Source organism: Bradyrhizobium viridifuturi (genome assembly GCF_001238275.1).
Lineage (GTDB): Bacteria > Pseudomonadota > Alphaproteobacteria > Rhizobiales > Xanthobacteraceae > Bradyrhizobium > Bradyrhizobium viridifuturi.
On record NZ_LGTB01000009.1, the window covers coordinates 32806 to 52447 of the forward strand.

16 protein-coding genes and 4 pseudogenes are annotated in these 19642 nt (G+C 65.6%); 11 read left to right on the forward strand and 9 right to left on the reverse strand.

Annotated features, from left to right (window positions below):
* Position 1: 1 nt before the first annotated feature.
* From leuD to ALC15_RS10045, 5 genes are read left to right on the forward strand one after another with little or no spacing between them, the layout of a single operon-like run.
* The gene (gene leuD / locus ALC15_RS10025; protein ID WP_050627114.1) at positions 2-637 is read left to right on the forward strand and encodes a 3-isopropylmalate dehydratase small subunit; all 636 of its coding nucleotides are present in this window, start codon (positions 2-4) and stop codon (positions 635-637) included.
* Entirely contained in the window at positions 634-1767 is a 1134-nt protein-coding gene (leuB, locus tag ALC15_RS10030; RefSeq protein ID WP_094193807.1) for a 3-isopropylmalate dehydrogenase, read from the forward strand. Before leuD ends, leuB begins: the two co-directional genes overlap by 4 nt.
* A complete protein-coding gene (locus ALC15_RS10035) occupies positions 1767-2828 on the forward strand; it encodes an ABC transporter substrate-binding protein (protein WP_050627115.1) in 1062 nt (353 codons plus the stop codon). Before leuB ends, ALC15_RS10035 begins: the two co-directional genes overlap by 1 nt.
* Positions 2825-3658, forward strand: a complete 834-nt coding sequence (locus ALC15_RS10040) for an ABC transporter ATP-binding protein (RefSeq protein WP_050627116.1) — start codon at positions 2825-2827, stop codon at positions 3656-3658. The genes ALC15_RS10035 and ALC15_RS10040 overlap by 4 nt, the downstream gene beginning before the upstream one ends.
* Positions 3655-4527 (forward strand): ABC transporter permease, encoded by an 873-nt coding sequence (locus ALC15_RS10045; RefSeq protein ID WP_050627117.1) that lies wholly within the window; start codon positions 3655-3657, stop codon positions 4525-4527. Before ALC15_RS10040 ends, ALC15_RS10045 begins: the two co-directional genes overlap by 4 nt.
* Positions 4528-4588: 61 nt before the next feature.
* On the opposite strand, the gene ALC15_RS44775 is transcribed toward ALC15_RS10045, so the two are convergent.
* A complete protein-coding gene (locus ALC15_RS44775; protein ID WP_165445954.1) occupies positions 4589-4765 on the reverse strand; it encodes a hypothetical protein in 177 nt (58 codons plus the stop codon).
* Positions 4766-4981: 216 nt separating this feature from the next.
* Between ALC15_RS44775 and ALC15_RS10050 the strand changes: the two genes are divergently transcribed.
* Positions 4982-5239, forward strand: coding sequence for a hypothetical protein (locus ALC15_RS10050; protein WP_050627118.1), 258 nt, complete (start codon positions 4982-4984; stop codon positions 5237-5239).
* Positions 5240-5321: 82 nt separating this feature from the next.
* On the opposite strand, the gene ALC15_RS10055 is transcribed toward ALC15_RS10050, so the two are convergent.
* The 7 genes and pseudogenes from ALC15_RS10055 to ALC15_RS10085 form a co-directional block, all read right to left on the reverse strand.
* A complete protein-coding gene (locus ALC15_RS10055) occupies positions 5322-5495 on the reverse strand; it encodes a hypothetical protein (RefSeq protein WP_167350139.1) in 174 nt (57 codons plus the stop codon).
* Positions 5496-5605: 110 nt separating this feature from the next.
* A complete protein-coding gene (garD, locus tag ALC15_RS10060; RefSeq protein WP_050627120.1) occupies positions 5606-7147 on the reverse strand; it encodes a galactarate dehydratase in 1542 nt (513 codons plus the stop codon).
* Positions 7148-7260: 113 nt separating this feature from the next.
* The gene (locus tag ALC15_RS10065; RefSeq protein WP_050627121.1) at positions 7261-8709 is read right to left on the reverse strand and encodes an aldehyde dehydrogenase family protein; all 1449 of its coding nucleotides are present in this window, start codon (positions 8707-8709) and stop codon (positions 7261-7263) included.
* A gap of 22 nt (positions 8710-8731) precedes the next feature.
* A pseudogene (gene gudD, locus ALC15_RS10070) lies at positions 8732-10086 on the reverse strand (glucarate dehydratase).
* Between the two features lie 31 nt (positions 10087-10117).
* Positions 10118-11059 (reverse strand): 5-dehydro-4-deoxyglucarate dehydratase, encoded by a 942-nt coding sequence (gene kdgD / locus ALC15_RS10075; protein ID WP_050627122.1) that lies wholly within the window; start codon positions 11057-11059, stop codon positions 10118-10120.
* A 124-nt stretch (positions 11060-11183) separates the two neighbouring features.
* A pseudogene (locus ALC15_RS10080) lies at positions 11184-12088 on the reverse strand (LysR family transcriptional regulator).
* A 249-nt stretch (positions 12089-12337) separates the two neighbouring features.
* Positions 12338-13675 carry an MFS transporter gene (locus tag ALC15_RS10085; RefSeq protein ID WP_050627123.1) on the reverse strand — a complete coding sequence of 446 codons (1338 nt, stop codon included), beginning with the start codon at positions 13673-13675 and terminating at the stop codon, positions 12338-12340.
* A gap of 205 nt (positions 13676-13880) precedes the next feature.
* On the opposite strand from ALC15_RS10085, the gene ALC15_RS10090 reads away from it, so the two are divergent.
* Both ALC15_RS10090 and ALC15_RS10095 read left to right on the forward strand, forming a co-directional pair.
* Positions 13881-14912, forward strand: a complete 1032-nt coding sequence (locus tag ALC15_RS10090) for an alpha/beta fold hydrolase (protein WP_050627124.1) — start codon at positions 13881-13883, stop codon at positions 14910-14912.
* 13 nt (positions 14913-14925) lie between these two features.
* On the forward strand, positions 14926-15873 hold the full coding sequence (locus ALC15_RS10095) for a fatty acid desaturase (RefSeq protein WP_050627125.1): 948 nt from the start codon (positions 14926-14928) through the stop codon (positions 15871-15873).
* A 3-nt stretch (positions 15874-15876) separates the two neighbouring features.
* On the opposite strand, the pseudogene ALC15_RS10100 reads toward ALC15_RS10095, so the two are convergent.
* Positions 15877-16487, reverse strand: a pseudogene (locus tag ALC15_RS10100) (TetR/AcrR family transcriptional regulator).
* A gap of 223 nt (positions 16488-16710) precedes the next feature.
* On the opposite strand from ALC15_RS10100, the gene ALC15_RS10105 reads away from it, so the two are divergent.
* The 3 genes and pseudogenes from ALC15_RS10105 to ALC15_RS10115 all read left to right on the forward strand — a co-directional run bounded on the left by ALC15_RS10105 (position 16711) and on the right by ALC15_RS10115 (position 19626).
* Positions 16711-17640: a Gfo/Idh/MocA family protein gene (locus tag ALC15_RS10105; RefSeq protein ID WP_050627126.1), complete on the forward strand. Its 930-nt coding sequence runs from the start codon at positions 16711-16713 to the stop codon at positions 17638-17640.
* A 2-nt stretch (positions 17641-17642) separates the two neighbouring features.
* Complete coding sequence (locus ALC15_RS10110) at positions 17643-18713, forward strand: aldose epimerase family protein (RefSeq protein ID WP_050627127.1); 1071 nt, start codon at positions 17643-17645, stop codon at positions 18711-18713.
* A gap of 35 nt (positions 18714-18748) precedes the next feature.
* A pseudogene (locus ALC15_RS10115) lies at positions 18749-19626 on the forward strand (SMP-30/gluconolactonase/LRE family protein).
* The last annotated feature ends 16 nt before the right edge of the window (positions 19627-19642 follow it).

The following is a 19642-nucleotide window of genomic DNA, read 5'->3' on the forward strand; positions in this document are numbered from 1 at the left end:
CATGCCGAAACCGTTCGACAAGCTGACCGCAACCGCCGCGCCGATCATGCGCAGCAATATCGATACCGACGTGATCATCCGCATCGAGCGCCTGGTCGGCAACGGAATCCGCGGCACGCTCGGCAAATGGGCGTTCGGCTCGCTGCGCTATCTGCCCGACGGCTCGGAGAATCCGGATTTCATCCTCAACCGCGAGCCGTACCGGGAGGCGGAGATCCTGGTGACCGGACCGAATTTCGGCTGCGGCTCGTCGCGCGAGGGCGCGGTGTGGTCGCTGCAGGAGCGGGGCGTCCGCGCCATCATCGGTTCTGGCTTCGGCGACATCTTCTTCGCCAACTGCTTCCAGAATGGAATCCTGCCGGTCGTCGTCGACAAGGCGGTGGTCGATCAACTCGCCGCCGATATCGAGGCGACGCAGGGCGCGGGCAAGGTCTCGATCGACCTTGAGGCACAGACCATCGTCTCGCCATCCGGCGCCCGGCATGCCTTCGCGATCGACGCGCGCCGGCGCGAAGGGCTCTTGAAGGGGCTCGACGAGGTGGCGCTGACATTGCAGCGCGATGACGAGATCCACGCCTTCCAGGCTTCCGACCGGGCGGCGCGGCCATGGATTCATTCGACGAGGATATCCGCATGAACACGCAATCCAACATGGTCAAAGTCGCCGTCGTCGGCGGCGAGGGCATCGGCCCCGAGGTCACCGCGCAGTCGCGCCGCGTGCTCGACTGGTTCGCCGCCAAACGCGGCGTGCCGATGACGCTGCGCGAGGCGCAATATGGCCTGATCCCGTATCTGGCGACCGGCAAGGTGCTGCCGGAGGATACCGCAGAAGCGATGGACGAGGCCGACGCCATCCTGTGGGGCGCGACCGGTGGTCCGGAGACGACCGAAGTGCCCGCGGCGGCACGCAAGGCCGGCAGCCTGCTGGGGCTGCGCAGCAAATATGACCTCTATGCCAATCTGCGGCCGATCATGGCGAGCCCTGCGCTCTCGGCGTCGGCGCCGCTCAAGCCCGAAGTGCTCGACGGCGTCGACTTCGTCATCATCCGTGAATTGACCAGCGGCATCTATTTCGGCGAGCCGCGCGGCATCGAGACCTTGCCGGACGGCCAGCGCCGCGGCTTCAACACCGAGCAATACACCACCAACCAGATCCGCCGTGTGGCGCGCTCGGCGTTCGAGCTGGCGCGGACCCGGCGCAACAAGGTCTGTTCGGTCGACAAGGCCAATGTGCTGGAGACCAGCGTGGTCTGGCGCGAGGAGGTGATCAGGCTGCACAAGGAGGAGTTCTCCGACGTCGAGCTGACCCACCTCTATGTCGACAACGCCGCGATGCAGATCGTGCGCGAGCCACGCCAGTTCGACGTGATGGTCACCGGCAACATCTTCGGCGACATCCTGTCCGACTGCGCAGCGATGGCCTCGGGCTCGCTCGGCATGCTGCCGTCGGCCTCGCTCGGCCCGGTCGACCGCTTCGGCCGTCGCAAGGCGCTGTACGAGCCGGTGCATGGCAGCGCGCCCGACATCGCCGGCAAGGGCGTCGCCAATCCGCTCGGCTCGATCCTCAGCGTCGCGATGCTGCTGCGCCTGACCTTGAACCGGCCCGAAGATGCCGATTTGCTGGAGCAGGCGGTGCAGACCGCACTTGCCTCCGGCGCACGAACGGCCGACATTGCAGAAGCGGGCGCGAAGAGGCTGTCGACCGTCCAGATGGGCGACGCGGTGCTCAGTGCGCTCGACAGGATCTCGGCCAAGGAGCACGCGTGATGCCTGATGTCGCCATGCCCCACATTTCGCGGCGGTCGGCCCTGACGGTGATCGCCGCCGGTGGTGCGGCGCTGGCGAGCGGGCGGGCATGGGCGCAGGCGAGCCCGGGCCGCGCGATCTATCCGGTCGCGGTGCCGGTCTATCAGACGCAATTTGTCGCCGATCGCATCGGCTACTTCAAGGAGGCCGGGCTCGACTGCAAGCTGGTGCAGGGCGGCAGCGGCGTGAAGACTCGCGAGATCATCGCCTCGTCGCAGGGAGATATCGGGATCGGCGATGTCACCCATCCGATGCAACTGACCAATCACGGCCGCGCCGCGCGTGTGCTGCTGCCGGTCGACACGCGGTCGAACTCGGTGATGTTCATCCTGCGCAAGGACCTCAAGGACCAGGGCATCAACTCGCTCGAAGCGTTCACGCAGTGGAAGCGGCCCGACGGCCGCAAGCCGATCGTCTCGGTGTCCTCGCTCGGCGGCACCAACCATGTCTGGGCGTCCTACTACATGGAGACCATGGGATTGGACGACAAGGTGACCTGGATCGGCACCGGCAATGTCGACACCATGCTGGGCTCGCTGAAGTCGAAGCAGGTCGACATCCTCGTCAGCTCGCTGTCGCTGCTGAACGAGGCGCAGCAGCAGGGCTGGGGCGAATTGCTGTTCGACGGCACCGACGAGGCGATCTGGAACAAGCATATCGGCGGCAAGGTGCCGGTCACGGCGCATTTCACGTTGCAGGCGACCATCGACAAGGATCCGGCCAAGATGCAGGCCTACGTCACCGCGCTCTGGCGCGCGTCGCAATGGATCAAGGCGCACAAGCCGGCCGAAGTCTACGACGCGATCGAGCCCTATGTCGGCAGCACCTCGCGCGACGCCAATCTGCTGGAGATCACCGCGATCCAGAAGGTCGCAGATTACGAGGGCATCGTCGACGCGGCGAGTTTTGCGCGCGGCGAGAAGGTCTGGTTCCGCGAGATGACCGGCATCAAGCCGCTCAAGATCGCTGACGTCGTCAACTCGAACCTCATCGACGCGGCGCGAAAGGCCTATCCGGGTTGAGCGCGCTCGAGACGAGCGTACCCACGTCGCTGCGCGCTTCGGCCGACCGTCGCGTCGAAGTCAAGGGCCTGAGCAAGTCGTTTCAGCTCGCCAGGACGACGATCGAGGCGGTACGCGACGTGACGTTCGACGTTCGCCGCGGCGAGTTCGTCGCGCTGCTCGGGCCGTCGGGCTCCGGCAAGAGCACCGTGCTCAACATGATCGCCTCGCTGATCCGCCCCACCGGCGGTGAGATCCTGATCGACGGCAAGCGCGTTGTCGCCGGCAAGGCGACGCCTGATGTCGGCTACGTCTTCCAGCGCGATACGCTGTTTCCGTGGCGAACGGTCGCCGACAATATCGGCTACGGGCTGGAGCTATCGGGCGTGCCGGCTCAAGAACGGAAGGCGCGCATCGCCGAATGCGTCGCGCAGGCCGGTTTGAAGGGATTTGAGAGCGCGTATCCGTCGGCGCTGTCGGGCGGCATGCGCCAGCGCGCGGCGCTGATGCGAACCCTGATCGTCGAGCCGCAGATCCTGTTGATGGACGAGCCGTTCGGTGCGCTCGACACCCACACCAAGATCGACATGCACGAGGTGCTGCTGCGGATCTGGGAGCGCGAGCAGCAGACCGTGCTGTTCGTGACCCACGATCTCGGCGAGGCGTTGACGCTCGCCGACCGCATCATCCTGTTCTCGGCGCGGCCGGGCCGCATCAAGGACATGTTCACGGTCGATTTCGACCGCCCGCGCGATGCGGTGAAGGTGCGCGAGACCCCGCATTATGCCGAGCTGTTCCAGCACATCTGGCATTCGCTCGGCGAGGAATTCGTCAAGGGCCGGAGCGCATGAAGAGGTACGGCACGCTCGGCACCGTCGGTTGGCAGGTCCTGATCTGCGCCATCGTGCTGTCGGTCTGGCAGTGGGGCTACGACCTGCGCGCAAAACTGCCTTGGCTCGTGCCCGACCTGCTCGATCCGTATTTCATCTCGAAGCCGTCGATGATCTTCGACAACTTCCTGATCCAGAGCTGCCTGACCTCGAAGCTCGGCGTCTTCAACGGCTGGTTCAACGGCGAGTTCGCAAAGTGCCTGGCGCGCAACGAGAACAACCTCTGGGCGGCGACGGCAATCACCTTGAAGAACACTTTCTTCGGCTTCGTCACCGGCGTGGTCTCTGGCTTCGTCGCCGGGCTGATCCTCGGCCGATCGGACCGCCTCAGCGCGATCTTTCAGCCGTTCATCACCGCGGTGAATTCGATCCCGCGGATCGCACTGGCGCCGATCATCGTGCTGGCGTTCGGGATCGGCGACATGTCGAAGATCGTGACCTCGTGGATCGTCGTCGTGTTCCTGGTGTTCTTCAACACGTTCGAGGGCGCGCGCTCGATCGACGAGGGTTTCACCAACGCCGCCCGGCTGCTCGGCGCCAGCGAGTGGCAGATCACCCGCACCGTGGTGGTCCCCTCGACCATGGCCTGGGTGTTCGCCTCGCTGACTCCCGCGATCTCGTTCGCGCTGATCGGCGTCATCGTCGGCGAGTTCATCGGCGCCGAGCGCGGCATCGGCCGTCTCATCATCGAGTCGGAGGCGCGCGGCGAGGCCTCCGGCATGATGGTCGCGGTCGTGGTCTTGATGCTGGTCGGCGTCGTGCTGTCCGCGATCATTTGGCGGCTGCAGGCCTATCTGCTGCGCTGGCAGCGGCAGCGCAGCGCCGAATAGAAAGGCCCGCGGCGACAGCCGGCTGTCACACGCGGGCCTTCGGTCTTGGGTTGGCTCTGACTCAGGCTGCGGTTTGTGACGGCGAGGTCTCGCCGTCGAGCCAATCCTGCTCGATCGCCAGCGCACGCCAGGCTGCTTCCATTCGCTTGAAGCGATTGTAGGTCGGCTCGTCGTCGGCGCGCTCGGCAAGCTGCGCGCAGTTCTCCGCATTGTCGAGGAAGTGCTGTGATTGCTTCATGGAACGTCCTCCTGTTGACAAGGACGTGGGCCATCAAATCAGGCTATTCAACGCATGGAACATGAGCATTTCGCCACACAGGTGAATGCCCGTTCACGCGAGTTCCCCGCGCATCGCTCCGCCGCTGCCCGCACGCATTCGCAGCACGCTTGGTAGGAACAGTTCGTCGCACCCGACGTTCCTACTCCACGTCGCAACTGGAGGAGGAGAGACGTCATGAGGAAATATCTGTTCGCTGCCGCCATGGTGACCGCGATCGCTTCGCCCGCGTTGGCCGATGATGTCGGCGTGCGTGTCGGCCCGGTTGGTGCGGGCGTGACGGTCGGCGAGTCGCACGAGTATCGCGACCGTGATCGTGACCGCACCACCGTGATCAAGGAGCGCGAGCCGCGCAGCGACCGCACCACGGTCATCAAGAAGCAGGACGAGTTCGGCAACCGCAGCAAGACCGTCATTCATCACGACGACGATTGATGGCGATCGAAGCGATGCGCGTGAAGATGAAAATCCGCCGCCGACCTCGTCGCGGCGGATTTTCCGTGTCCTGATGTGACCGCTAGGTCGCGGACAGGACGGGCACCCGATCGTCGCGGCATTCGTTTGCGATCCGGCCGCGGCATTCCGCGGCGAACGCGCGCAAGCGCTCGACGGTCAGCGGGTCCATACCCGTGCGCGCCAGACGCTCGGCGCGGTCGGCTTCATCCTTGAGATGGTCAATTGTCCGGCTCATGGTCGCCTCCATGCCGAGACAATTTGAATCGAATTGCGACGTTCCCCACTGGCCCGATCGCTCCTGGAGGCGTGGCTAACGGGCGGTTAATCGGCCGTCTGGCGCGTGCCTCAGGTCACCGGCGCCGGATTGAACAGCGTCAGGTCGTTGTGGATGCCCCACTTGTCCGACCACGGCTTGGTGCGCCCGCTCGCGACGTCGAGGATCAGGCGGAACAGGTCCCAGCCGGTCTCCTCGATGGTCTTCTCGCCGGTCGCGATGCAGCCGGCGTCGAAATCGATCAGATCCTTCCAGCGCCGTGCCAGCTCGCTGCGGGTCGCGACCTTGATGACCGGTGCGGCGGCAAGGCCATAGGGCGTGCCGCGGCCGGTCGTGAACACCTGCAAGGTCATGCCGGAGGCGAGCTGCAAGGTGCCGCAGATGAAGTCGCTCGCAGGAGTGGCCGCGAACAGCATGCCTTTCTGCCGCGCTTTCTCGCCCGGCGATAGCACGCCGGTGATCGGGCCGGAGCCCGACTTGACGATCGAGCCGAGCGATTTCTCGACGATGTTGGCGAGGCCGCCCTTCTTGTTGCCCGGCGTGGTGTTGGCGCTGCGGTCGGCGCCGCCGCGGGCGAGATAGGCATCGTACCAGGCCATCTCGCGGATCAGCGCGCGGCCGACATCCTCGTTGACGGCGCGGCGGGTCAGCAGCTGGATCGCGTCGCGCACCTCGGTCACTTCCGAGAACATCACGGTCGCGCCTGATCGCACCAGCAGATCGGCGGCAAAGCCGACCGCGGGGTTGGCAGTGACGCCGGAGAACGCATCGCTGCCGCCGCATTGCAGGCCGATCACGAGATCGGCGGCCGGGCAAGTCTCGCGCTTGCGGGCGTTGAGCACCTTCAGCCGGGCTTCGGCCTGGGTCATGATCGCATCGACGATGGCGCCGAAGCCGTCGAAGGCTTCGTCCTGCATCCGCACGATCGCGTCATTGACGCCCTCCGGCACCAGCCGCTCCGGCGCGAGCTTCTCGCAGCCGAGGCCAACGACGAGGATCTCGCCGCCGAAATTCGGATTGAGCGCGAGGTTCTGCAACGTGCGGATCGGCACCACGGCATCGGGGGCCGTGATCGCGACGCCGCAGCCATAGGCGTGGGTCAGCGGCACGACGTCGTCGACATTGGGATATTTCGGCAGCAGCTCGGCGCGGATGCGCTTCACCGCATATTCCATCGTGCCCTTGACGCATTGCACGGAGGAGGAGATGCCGAGGATGTTCTTGGTTCCCACCGAGCCGTCGGGATTGCGAAAGCCCTCGAAGGTGAAACCTTCGAGCGGCGGCAGCGCCGGCGGCACCGCGGTTGCGATCTCGAGCTGGTCGAGCGGCGGCGCGTCGGGCATCCGGATGCGCGCCTCGTCGACCCATTCGCCGGCCAGGATCGGCGACAGCGCGTGGCCGATCACCTCGCCATAGCGGATGATCGCCGCGCCCTCGGCGATGTCTTCTAGCGCGGTCTTGTGGCCCTGCGGCACGAAGGCGCGCAAGGTCAGGCCGCAGGGGAAGCGGGAGCCGGCCGGCAGGCCGAAATCATTCACCACGATCGCGACATTGTCGCGGGCGTTGAGCTTGATGTAGCGGGGCTGCTCCTGCGCGCCGATCGACTGGTCCATGCGGCTTCCTCGAATTGTAGTTTGTCGGGCGGGTCAGCCGAAGGCTGAACCCGCCGTGTTTCGTGTGCGGTGTCGATGGTGGGTTACGCTGACGCTAACCCTCCCTGCGCATCTCAACCCGGGAACGTGTAGGCCGTCTTCACCGTGGTGTAGAACTCGCGGGCATAGGCGCCCTGTTCGCGCGCGCCGTAGCTCGAGCCTTTGCGGCCGCCGAACGGCACATGGTAGTCGACGCCGGCGGTCGGCAGATTGACCATCACCATGCCGGCCTCGCTGTTGCGCTTGTAATGCGAGGCGTATTTCAGGCTCGTGGTGCAGATGCCCGAAGCGAGACCAAACTCGGTGTCGTTGGAGATCGCCAGCGCCTCTTCGTAGTCCTTGGCGCGGATCACGCAGGCGACCGGGCCGAAGATCTCTTCGCGGGCGATCCGCATCTGGTTGGTCGCCCCGGTGAACAGCGCCGGCTGCAGGTAGAAGCCGGGCGTCTCGCGGTTCAACAGCTCGCCGCCCCAGTGCAGGCGGGCGCCTTCGTCCTGGCCGATCTTGATGTAGCGGAGGTCCTGGTCGAGCTGGCTCTGGTCGACCACCGGGCCGACATGCACGCCGCTCTTCAGCGCATCGTCGACCGAAAGCCCCTTCATCCGCTCGGTCATCGCATCGACGAAGCGGTCATGAATTCCTGCGGTGACGATCAGGCGCGAGGAGGCCGTGCAGCGCTGGCCGGTCGAGAAATAGGCGCCGTTGACCGCGACCTCGACCGCGACCTTGACGTCGGCGTCGTCGAGCACGACCAGCGGGTTCTTGCCGCCCATCTCGAGCTGGAACTTCTTCATCGGGTTGGAGAGCACGCAGGCCTGCGCGATCTTGCGGCCGGTCTGCACCGAGCCGGTGAAGGAGATCGCGGCAACGTCGGGATGATCGAGCAGCGTCTGGCCGACCACCGAGCCCGAGCCGACCACGAGGTTGAACACCCCGGCCGGAATGCCCGAACGCGCGATGATCTCGGACAGCGCATGCGCGGAGCCCGGCACCAGCTCCGCCGGCTTGAACACGACGGTGTTGCCGTAGCAGAGCGCGGGCGCGATCTTCCACGCCGGGATCGCGATCGGGAAATTCCACGGCGTGATCATGCCGACGACGCCGACCGGCTCGCGGGTGATTTCGACATCGAGACCCGGACGTACCGACGCACCCTTCTCGCCCATCAGCCGCAGCGCTTCACCGGCGAAGAACGCGAAGATCTGTCCGGCGCGTGCCACCTCGCCGATGCCCTCGGGGAGCGTCTTGCCTTCCTCGCGCGCCAGCAGGCGGCCGAGCTCTTCCTTGCGGGCGAGGATTTCGACCGAGATCTTGGTCAGCGCGTCAAAGCGCTCCTGCGGCGTCGAGCGCGCCCAGGCCGGGAAGGCGGCCTTCGCAGCGGCGATCGCCTTCTCGGTCTGCGCCTTGTCGGCCTTGGCGTATTCGCCAACCACGTCCTTGGTGTTGGAGGGATTGATGTCCCGCGTGATGCTGGTTCCGTCGACCCATTCGCCGGCGATGAAGTTCTTCTGGTGAGCGGTCATTGTTCTCTCCAACCTTTTGTTGTTAGCGCACGAGGCAGGGACGCTTGTCGTCGAAGGTCCAGCCCGGGATCAGGAACTGCATGGCCAGCGCGTCGTCGCGGGCGCCGAGACCATGCTGCTTGTATAGCGCGTTCGCGGCCTCGATGGCACCGCGATCGAGCTCGATGCCGAGGCCCGGCCGATCCGGGATCGCGATCTTGCCGTCCTTGATCTGCAGCGGCTCCCGCGTCAACGCCTGGCCGTCCTGCCAGATCCAGTGGGTGTCGATCGCGGTCACCTTGCCGGGTGCCGCGGCGCCGACATGGGTGAACATCGCCAGCGAAATGTCGAAATGATTGTTGGAGTGCGAGCCCCAGGTCAGGCCGTTGTCGCGGCAGGTCTGCGCCACTCGCACCGAGCCCTGCATGGTCCAGAAATGCGGATCGGCGAGCGGAATGTCGACGGCCCCTAACCGCAGCGCGTGCGAGAGCTGGCGCCAGTCGGTCGCGATCATGTTGGTGGCGGTCGGCAGCCCGGTGGCACGGCGGAACTCGGCCATGATCTCGCGGCCGGAGAAACCAGCCTCGGCGCCGCAGGGATCCTCGGCATAAGCGAGCACGCCGCCCATGTTGCTGCAAAGCCGGATCGCCTCGTCAAGCGACCACGCGCCGTTCGGGTCGAGCGTGACACGGGCGTTCGGAAAGCGCCTTGCAATGGCGGTGACGGCTTCGATCTCTTGCTCGCCCGCGAGCACGCCGCCCTTGAGCTTGAAATCGGCGAAGCGTAATGCGCCTGTGTCGCCTCGGCGAGGCGCACGATCGCATCCGGCGTCATCGCGACCTGATGGCGCAGGTTGAACCAGTCGGGCTTGCCGGTCTCGCCCTCGACGTAGGGAAGGCTGGTCTTGCTGCGATCGCCGACGAAGAAGAGATAGCCGAGCGTCTCGACGCTTGAGCGCTGCTGGCCTTCGCCGAGCAGCGCCGCGACCGGGAGATTGAGATGCTGGCCGAGCAGATCGAGCAGCGCCGACTCCACCGCGGTCACCGCGTGGATGGTGACGCGGAGGTCGAAGGTCTGCTTGCCGCGCCCGCCGGCGTCGCGGTCGGCGAAGGTCTGGCGCATCGAGGCGAGGATGTTGTTGCAGGCGCCGATGGTCTGGCCGACGACGAGGTCGCGGGCATCTTCCAGCGTCTTCCTGATCTTCTCGCCGCCCGGCACCTCGCCGACACCGGTATGGCCCGAGTTGTCGGTGAGGATGACGAGGTTGCGGGTGAAGAACGGCGCATGCGCGCCGCTCAGATTGAGGAGCATGCCGTCGCGGCCGGCGACCGGGATCACCTCCATCGCGGTGACGACAGGGGCGCCGGCAAAGCCGCTGCGGATCGTGTCTTGAATCATCTGCTCCTCCCTTGTTTCTTCGCCGTTCGGCTTATTCCGCCGCCTGTTGCGCTGCCATCTGCGGCAGCTTCGCCACCAGCGCCGCGAGCTCGGCGATCTCCTGCTCGGTGAGGTCGGTCAGCGGCGGCCGCACCGGGCCGGAATCGCGGCCGATCACCTTCATGCCGGCCTTGATGATCGACACCGCATAGCCCTTCTTGCGGTTGCGTATCGCGATCAGCGGCAGGATGAAATCCTTCAGGCCTGCATGGATGGTCTGATGATCGCGCCGGCGCACCGCGGCGTAGAATTGGGTGGCGAATTCCGGCACGAAGTTGAACACCGCCGACGAGTACGTCGTCACGCCCATGTCGAGATAGGGCAGGGCGAAGGTTTCAGCGGTCGGCAGGCCGCCGATATAGGTGAGGCGGTCGCCGAGCTTGGTGTAGACGCGGGTCATCAGCTCGATGTCGCCGATGCCGTCCTTGTAACCGACGAGGTTCGGGCAGCGCTCGCAGAGCCGCGCCAGCGTATCGGGCTGCAGGATCGCATTGTCGCGGTTGTAGACGATGACGCCGATCTTGACCGACGAGCACACCGCCTCAACATGGGCGGCAAGGCCATCCTGCTCGGCATGCGTGAGATAGGGCGGCAGCAGCAAGAGACCATCGGCGCCGGCCTTCTCGGCTCCGATGGCGATCTCGCGCGCGATCGCGGTGCCGTAGCCGGTGCCGGCCAAGACGGGAACGCGGCCCTTGGTCTCGTCGACGGCGATCTTCACGACATGGGGAACTTCTGATGGCGTCAGCGAGAAGAACTCGCCGGTACCACCGGCGGCGAACAGGCCGGCGACGTCATAGCCGCACAGCCAATCCATGTTGGCGCGATAGGTCGCCTCGTCGAACGAATGATCCGCGTTGAACGGGGTCACCGGAAAAGACAGGAGGCCGCCGCCGATTCTCGCGGCCATCTCCCGAGGGGTCATCTTGCTCATGGCGCCACTCCTTGAATGATGTTGGGAAGGATGCGCGAGCAGCGCGCGTCCATGGCGGCGTTTCTAGGAAATGGTTCGATGCGCGTCCAAGCCAAACGCGGTATCGAGCGATGCTAACTCTGCATCAATCGCCGCGCAGCTGCGGCGCCGCGATTTCGGTTGCGATCTCGATCAACGCCGGCAGCAACTGGTTCTCGTGATCGCGCCGCCATACCATGAACAGCTCGACCGGCACCGGCGTGCGCAGCTTCAGCGGCTTCAGCTTGACGTCCGATATCTTCAGGCTCGCGGCCGCCTGCGGCACGATCGCGACGCCGAGCCCGGCGCGCACCATGGCGAGGATCGAATGGATCTGGCTGAGATGCTGGACATAGCGCGGCAGCACGTCGGCACGGGTGAACATCGACACCAGGAGGTCGTGGAAGTAGCGCGCCTCATAGGGCGAATACATCACGAACGGCTGGTCGTCGAAATCCTTGATGCTGACAGCATCTACTGCTACCAGCGGATGTTTCTTCGGGATCGCGGCGAGCAGCGGCTCGGCGACGACGCGGCGGCTGGCGAATTCCGGCCGCGCGATCGGCGGGCGCAACAGGCCGGCATCGATCTGGCCGGTGGTCAGCGCCTCGAACTGATCCCCGGAAACCATTTCCTTCAGTGAAAAATCGACCTCGGGCAGGCGCGAGCGGGCGGCTGCGATCAGGTCGGGCAGGAAGCCGTAGGCGGCCGCCGCCGTGAAGCCGATCTTGAGCGAGCCGGTCTTGCCGAGCGCGATGCGGCGGGCGACCTGCGATGCCGATTCCGCGAGCTTCAGAATCCGCCGCGCCTCGGGCAGGAAACTGCGGCCCGCCGGCGTGAGCCGCACCGAACGGCTGGTGCGCTCCAGCAGCGGCGCGTCGATGATGTGCTCGAGCACCTGGATCTGCCGGCTCAGCGGCGGCTGGGTCATGTTGAGCCGCGCTGCGGCCCGGCCGAAGTGCAATTCTTCGGCCACCGTGACGAAACAGCGGAGCGGCTCAGGTCGAACATCGATGCTAACCCGGAATTGATCGATCGGGGATTTGTACGTTCTAGCATCGATGCCTCCCACTGGCCAAGAAGACAAAAAGGCAGACAAAGACGGCGGCCGAAGCCGCCGTTTTGGGTTTGTGCCCAACTCCATCCCCGTCATTGCGAGCGAAGCGAAGCAATCCGTTGCGCGGCAGATGCGGAAGCATGGATTGCTTCGTCGCTGTCGCTCTTCGCAATGACGGGTCGATAGACATCCGCGGCCCCGGCTCAGGCCGCCTTCAGCTGCACCCGCTTGATCTCGCCGACGATGAAGAGATAGGCGATCGCCGCGACCAGCGCGTTGGCGCCGACGAACACCAGCGCGCCGTTGAATGAGCCGGTGGCGGCGAGGATGTAGCCGATGATGATCGGCGTCGTGATCGAGGACAGATTGCCGAAGGTGTTGAACAACCCGCCGGAGACGCCGCCGGCTTCCTTCGGCGAGGTGTCGGAGACCACGGCCCAGCCGAGCGCGCCGATGCCCTTGCCGAAGAAGGCGAGCGCCATGAACCCGACGACCAGCGCCTGGCTGTCCACGTAGTTGCAGGCGATGATCGCCATCGACAGCAGCATGCCGCCGACGATCGGGACCTTGCGTGCCATGGTCAGCGAGCCGGTGCGGCGCAGCAGATAGTCGGAGATCACGCCGCCGAGCACGCCGCCGATGAAGCCGCACAGCGCCGGCAAGGTCGCGACGAAGCCGGCCTGCAGGATCGAGAGCCCGCGCTCCTTCACCAGGTAGACCGGGAACCAGGTCAGGAAGAAGTAGGTCAGCGTGTTGATGCAGTACTGGCCGATGTAGACGCCGAGCATCATGCGGTTGGCGAGCAGTTGGCGGATGTGGTCCCAGCTGGGGCCGCTGTCCTGGGTCTTGCCGGCCTTCGCCGCGTCCATGTCGACCAGCGCGCCGCCCTGCTTGATGTAGTCAAACTCGGCCTCGTTGATCCCGGGATGGTCCTTCGGCTCGTAGATCGTCTTGATCCAGGCGATGCCCATGACGATGCCGAGCCCGCCCATCACGTAGAACACGTGGCGCCAGCCGTGCTCATGGGCGATCCAGCCCATCAGCGGCGCGAAGATCACGGTCGCGAAATACTGCCCTGAATTGAAGAAGGCCGACGCGGTGCCGCGCTCATTGCCGGGGAACCAGGAGGCGACGATGCGGGCGTTGGCGGGGAAGGACGGCGCCTCGGCGATGCCGACCAGGAAGCGCAGACCGAACAGCAGGGCCACGGCTGTGCCGGCGGAGAGGAACCCGACCAGACCCTGCATCGCGGTGAAGATCGACCAGACGATGATGCTGATCGCGTACACCCATTTGGAGCCGTAGCGATCGAGCAGCCAGCCGCACGGAACCTGCGCGATCACATAGGACCAGCCGAAGGCCGAGAACACGTAACCCATCGCGACGGGGTCGAGATGCAGTTCCTTGGAGAGGGCGGGGCCGGCGATCGAGAGCGTGGCGCGATCGGCGTAGTTCACGGTGGTGACGAGAAAAAGCATCGTCACGATCAAAAGCCGGACGCGGGATCGCCGCGCATCCGTGGCGGACACAATTGCGCTCATTCGCGCCTCCTTGGAAATTTCCTCGGGGTCTGTCCTAGAGAGATGCCGACAATGGGTCCAAGCCCAAACGGGTATTGATCCATACCGATTTTGAATGGATCGGCCCGGTGTCATGCCACCTTCGCCACTGTTGCATCGGCATTCAAATTAGTGTACTAATAGTACAGTTATTGAGGGGCTGCCCTCCGATCGAGGTCGAATGCCCATGACCACGCCGCGCGACTATGAGGTGTTCCAGGCAGGCAAGGTGACCTTGCAGGGCGGCGCGGTGTTTCCGCAACTTGCGCTCGCCTACAGGACCTATGGCACGCTGAACGCGGCCAGGGACAACGTCATCCTCTATCCGACCTCGTTCGCCGCCCAGCATCCCGACATCGAATGGCTGGTGCAGCCGGGCGGGGCGCTCGACCCCGGGCGCTACTTCATCATCATTGCAAACCTGTTCGGCAACGGCCTGTCGTCCTCGCCGTCGAATTCGAGCGAGGTGCTCGGCGGCGCGCCGTTTCCTGCCTTCACTTATCATGATGCAATCGCCATCCAGCGGCGGCTGCTGATCGAGCGGTTTGGCGTGACCAGACTTGCGCTGGTCTATGGCTGGTCGATGGGCGGCATGCAGGCCTATCACTGGGCCGCGCGTTATCCCGACATGGTGGAGTGCGCCGCAGTGGTCTGCGGCAGCGCAAGGTGCTCGCCGTACAACCATGTCTTCCTCGAAGGCGTGAAGGCGGCGCTGACCGCCGACCCGGCCTATCGCGATGGCCGTTTCGTCAGCAAGCCGGCCGCGGGCCTGCGCGCGATGGGGCGCGTCTACGCCGGCTGGGCGATGTCGCACGAGTTCTATCGCGAGGAGCTCTGGCGCAAGGCTGGCTTCAACTCGCTGGAAGACTACCTCGCGGGATCCTGGGACGGTGCCTTCGCGCGGCGCGATGCCAATGATCTGCTGGCGCAGATCGCGATCTGGCAGGCCGGCGACATCAGCCGCTGCGACGAATTCGGCGGCGACTTCGATCGCGCGCTGGCGGCGATCAAGGCGCACATGCTGCTGATGCCCGGCCGTACCGACCGCTATTTCGACCCGCGCGACAACGAGGATGAGCTCGGCCGCCTGGTCAATGCGCGTTCCGCCATGCTGCACCCGATCCCCTCGATCCATGGGCACCGGGCCGGTAATCCCATCAACAACGCCGAGGACCGCGCCTTCATCAACGCCGAGATTTCGGCGCTGCTGCTGCGCTGACAGGTGAGACGCTATGAGCACAGCCGAGACCAGTGACGCCGGACCGCGCCTCAAGCCGCTCAGCCCGCTGACCCTGCGCGACCTGTCGACCAAGTCGAACCTGGCCGGCGTGGTGCGCGCGGCAAGCCACTACGGCATGATCGTGGTCATCGGCGCGCTGATCTGGTTGGTGGCGTCGCGCTACGGCCTGCCGTGGGCGCTGCCGCTGATCGCCATCCAGGGCTATTTCGTCGCGTTCCTGTTCATGGTGGTGCACGAAACCGCGCACAAGACCGCGTTCCGCAATCATGCGCTCAATCTCGTCGTCGGCAATCTCTCCGCCTTTCTGATCGGATTGCCCCACCAGTACTACTGCCTGTTTCACTGGGACCATCACCGCTACACCCAGGATCCGGAGAAGGATCCCGAGCTGATCGTCGGTCCCAAGCCTGCATCCGACACCCAGCTTGCGATCGCCTATTCGGGACTGTTGCAGGTCTTGGTCCGCATCCGCCTGATGCTCCGGCACGCGCTCACCGGAAAGGTGAGCGTGCCGTGGATTCCGCCGCACAAGCGCGCCGCGATCGTGCTGGAAGCGCGGCTCTATCTTGCCGGTTACCTGCTGCTGCTCGTGGCATCTCTCGCGCTGCACAGCGCGATCCTGCTCTGGGCCTGGATCGTGCCGTTGCTGGCCGGCCAGCTCATCCTGCGCCCGTATCTTTATGCAGAGCACACCGGCTGCGAGCGGACGCGGAGCGCGTTCGAGAACACGCGCACCACGATGACAGGCCGGATCATGAAATGGTTCGCCTGGAACATGCCCTATCATGTCGAGCACCATGCCTATCCGACGGTGCCGTTCCATGCGTTGCCGAAGCTGAACGCCATCGTCGATGGCCACATCGTCTATCGCGGTCGCAGTTACCGCGCCGTGACGCGCGAGACCTGGGCCTGGTTCCGCCGCCAGCGGCGCTCCGCCTGATAGTCAGGCGTCGGCGCGCGGCCGCAGCACGAGATTGACGAGATTGCGGGCATAGGCCGGCGTCAGCGGCTTGATGCCGAAGACGTACCGATAGAACAGGCTGCCATAGATCGCGTCATAGATGTCGCCGGGCACGCCCGGCGCACCGATGCTGCCGTCCTTCTGGCCGGCCGTGATGATCTCAAGCATCCTGCACGGCGAAGGCCAAGGTAGCGCTGGTAGAACATCTCCGCCGTGCCGGTCTTCGAGATGCATTCCGAGATCACCGCAAGCTGCACCCGCCCGAACTCGCCCTGCAGCGCCTCGACATAGGTCGCGACATGGCGGCGGATGCGGGCCACCGGATTGCCGGCCTCGGGCAGCGGCACGGCCCGCGAGGCCTGGTCGAGGAAGGCATCGATCAGCAAAGCCTCGCGCGACGGCCACCATTTGTAGATCGTCATCTTCGAGACGTTGGAGTGCCGCGCGATTGCGTCGATCGTGGTGGCCGCAAGGTCGGTGGTCGCCATCAGCGTATAGGCACTTTGCAGGATCGCGGCCGTGGTTGCAGCCGAGCGCGGCCGGCCGCGCCGCCCGGTTGCCGCATCCTCCGTCTCTGCCTTGCCGCCCGCCATGGCCGGATTCGCGTCCCGCGTTTGAATCATCGTTTCGTGCACCGGCATAGCACGGAATCGAACCCTGGATGAGACCAGCGCCGAAACCGGCCCGTCACAGCGGGACGTGGCGGGCTTGCACGCCTGCAACCAAAGTCCGATCATGCGGTTGGTATTCGGCATCGGCTTGTGATTCTCGCCGCTCGGCATCGGCCGGCCGGTGGGTAGCAGCGCGAGGACGGCCATGAGTGACCTGCTTCGCATCGCCATCGTGGGTTTCGGCGAGATCGCCGGCCGGCAGCACCTGCCTGCGATCGCGAAGACATCGGGCGCGGCGTTGGTCGCGGTGGTCGATCCGGTCAAGACCCCGCCCGGCCTGCCGCATTTCCGCGATCTACCGGAATTGTTGCGCGACGGGCCGGAGATCGATGCGGTCGCGCTGTGCACGCCACCGCAGACGCGTCATGCGCTGGCCGCTGCTGCGCTCGCCGCGGGCAAGCATGTGCTGCTGGAGAAGCCGCCGGGCGCCACGTTGAGCGAGCTCACGCCGTTGATCGCCGCCGCGCATCAGGCGGGCCGGACGTTGTTCGCGACATGGCATTCGCGTTACGCACCCGCGGTTGGTCCGGCGCGCAAGCTGATCGCCGGCCGCACGATCAACAAGGTGGCCGTCATCTGGAAGGAAGACGTCCGCGTCTGGCATCCCGGCCACGCCTGGATATTCGAGGCAGGCGGCTTCGGCGTGTTCGATCCCGGCATCAACGCGCTATCGATCCTGACCGAGATCCTGCCGTATCACGTCTTCGTCAAAAGTGCGCTGCTGGACTTTCCTGCCAATCGGGAGATGCCGATTGCAGCAGCAATCGAACTGTCCGATGCGTACGGCTTGCCGATCCACGCCGAGTTCGATTTCCGCCAGGCCGGGCCGCCGAGCTGGGACATCCTGTGCGAGACCGACGCAGGGCCCGTGACATTGTCGAAAGGCGGTCGGCAGCTCCGCGACGGCAACCGGCTGGTGGTCGATGCCACGGATGAGGAATACCCCGCCCTCTACCGTCGCTTCGTCGCGCTGACGTCGGACGGAAAATCCGACGTCGACCTCGCGCCCTTGCAGCTCGTCGCCGATAGCTTCATGCTGGGGCGACGGCGCCTCGTCGAGGCGTTCGAGGACTGAAAATGACATCAGCCAGCATTACGCGCGCCCCCTTCGGCACATTGCACGACGGCACAACGGTCGAGCGCGTGACGTTGCGCGGCGCGCAGGGGTTTGAGGCCGCGATCCTTCCCTTCGGCGCGACGCTGCAAGCGCTGCGCACGCCCGATCGCGACGAGCATTGCGACGACGTCGTGCTTGGCCATGACGAGTTCGACGGTTACCTCGCGCAGCGCAAGTTCTTCGGCGCGACCATCGGGCGCTACGCCAATCGCATCGCCGCCGCGCGCTTCATGCTCGACGGCGAGGCGGTGACACTTGAGGCCAACAACGGTCCCAACGCGCTGCATGGCGGGCCGCAGGGCTTTGATCGTAGGCTGTGGCGGATCGTCGAACTGTCGGATGAGCCGGGGCCGACGCTGGTGCTTGAACGCGAAAGCCCGCATGGCGAAGAGGGCTATCCGGGTACGCTCCAGACACGGGTGACCTACTGCGTGCGCGCTCCGATGGAACTCTCGGTCACCTATGAGGCGACGAGCGACCGGCCGACCTACCTTAATCTCACCAACCACAGTTTCTTCAATCTCGACGGCGCGCGCTCAGGCAGGCAGATCCTTGACCATCGCTTGACGATCGCGTCCGACCATTTCCTTGCGGTGGACGCCACGGCGATCCCGTTGCCGGGGCCGCCGCGGCCGGTCGACGGCACACCGTTCGACTTCCGCAAGCCCACGGCGATCGGCGCGCGGATCAGGATGAATGACGAGCAGCTGCGGCTCGGGCGCGGCTACGACCACAATTTCTGCCTGGCCTCGGGGACAGGCCTTCACTTTGCCGCCCGCCTCGAGGCGCCGCACAGCGGGCGCGTGATGGAGCTGTTCACCGATCAGCCGGGATTGCAGTTCTATTCCGGCAACTTCCTCGACGGCTCGACCGCCGGCAAGGGTGATCGGTTGTATCGGCAGTCCGACGCGCTCTGTCTAGAGCCGCACGCCTGGCCGGATACGCCGAACCGGCCTGACTTTCCATCGGCGAGGCTCGATCCCGGCCAGATCTACCGGCGCAGTATCGTCTACCGATTTTCAACCGTGTGAGTGACGCAATGACGGACCGTGCCGCCGAGCCGCTGATGGAAGAGGTGCCTACATCCGTGCTGTCGGCCGAACGTTGTCATCTCGGCGAAGGCCCGACCTATGACGCCGCGACCGATACCGCCTGGTGGTTCGACATCCGCGAGCGTCGCCTGTTCGAGCATCATTTTGCGGCTGGCCGCACCGTCATTCACGCGCTGCCGAAGATGGCGAGCGCGTTGGCGCGGATCGATGGCGAGCGGCAGCTGATCCTGACCGAGGATGGACTTTACGTCCGGCAAGTCGCCGGCGGACGCCTCGAGCTGTTCGCCGCGCTGGAGGCCGACAATCCGCTGACGCGCTCCAACGATGCACGCGTGCATCCGTCGGGTACGTTCTGGCTCGGCACCATGGGGCGCCAGGCCGAGCAGGGTGCCGGCGCGATCTACGCGCTGCAGGGGGGCCGCATTACACGGCTCTATCCCGGGATCACGATCCCGAACGCAATCTGCTTTTCGCCCGCGGGCGACGTCGGTTATTTCGCCGACACCGCGACCAACGTCCTGCATCGCGTGCCGCTCGATCCGGCAACGGGATTGCCGACCGGCGAGCCCATCGATCTGATCAGACATCACGGCGGCGGCGGGCTCGACGGCGCTGTCGTCGACGCCGACGGGATGATCTGGAATGCGCGCTGGGGCGGTGGCTGCGTCGATGTCTACGATCTATCCGGCCGCACCTGCGCTCGCTGAAGGTGCCTGCGCGCCAGTCGAGTTGCCCGGCCTTTGTCGGCCGCGATTTCTCGCGCGTGCTGGTCACCTCGGCCTGGCAGGACATGAACGAGGCGCAGCGCGCGACCGATCCCGGCCACGGCCAGACCTTCCTGCTCGATGCGGCGGCACGCGGCCGGGCCGAGCCTGACGTGAGATTGTCCTGACCGCGGGCTTGCCGCA

Coding starts and splice junctions, on each gene's coding strand:
- leuD (WP_050627114.1), top strand. CDS start 2: ATGCCGAAACCGTTCGACAAGCTGACCGCAACCGCCGCGCCGATCATG.
- leuB (WP_094193807.1), top strand. CDS start 634: ATGAACACGCAATCCAACATGGTCAAAGTCGCCGTCGTCGGCGGCGAG.
- ALC15_RS10035 (WP_050627115.1), top strand. CDS start 1,767: ATGCCTGATGTCGCCATGCCCCACATTTCGCGGCGGTCGGCCCTGACG.
- ALC15_RS10045 (WP_050627117.1), top strand. CDS start 3,655: ATGAAGAGGTACGGCACGCTCGGCACCGTCGGTTGGCAGGTCCTGATC.
- ALC15_RS44775 (WP_165445954.1), bottom strand. CDS start 4,765: ATGAAGCAATCACAGCACTTCCTCGACAATGCGGAGAACTGCGCGCAG.
- ALC15_RS10050 (WP_050627118.1), top strand. CDS start 4,982: ATGAGGAAATATCTGTTCGCTGCCGCCATGGTGACCGCGATCGCTTCG.
- ALC15_RS10055 (WP_167350139.1), bottom strand. CDS start 5,495: ATGAGCCGGACAATTGACCATCTCAAGGATGAAGCCGACCGCGCCGAG.
- garD (WP_050627120.1), bottom strand. CDS start 7,147: ATGGACCAGTCGATCGGCGCGCAGGAGCAGCCCCGCTACATCAAGCTC.
- ALC15_RS10065 (WP_050627121.1), bottom strand. CDS start 8,709: ATGACCGCTCACCAGAAGAACTTCATCGCCGGCGAATGGGTCGACGGA.
- kdgD (WP_050627122.1), bottom strand. CDS start 11,059: ATGAGCAAGATGACCCCTCGGGAGATGGCCGCGAGAATCGGCGGCGGC.
- ALC15_RS10085 (WP_050627123.1), bottom strand. CDS start 13,675: ATGAGCGCAATTGTGTCCGCCACGGATGCGCGGCGATCCCGCGTCCGG.
- ALC15_RS10090 (WP_050627124.1), top strand. CDS start 13,881: ATGACCACGCCGCGCGACTATGAGGTGTTCCAGGCAGGCAAGGTGACC.
- ALC15_RS10095 (WP_050627125.1), top strand. CDS start 14,926: ATGAGCACAGCCGAGACCAGTGACGCCGGACCGCGCCTCAAGCCGCTC.
- ALC15_RS10105 (WP_050627126.1), top strand. CDS start 16,711: ATGAGTGACCTGCTTCGCATCGCCATCGTGGGTTTCGGCGAGATCGCC.
- ALC15_RS10110 (WP_050627127.1), top strand. CDS start 17,643: ATGACATCAGCCAGCATTACGCGCGCCCCCTTCGGCACATTGCACGAC.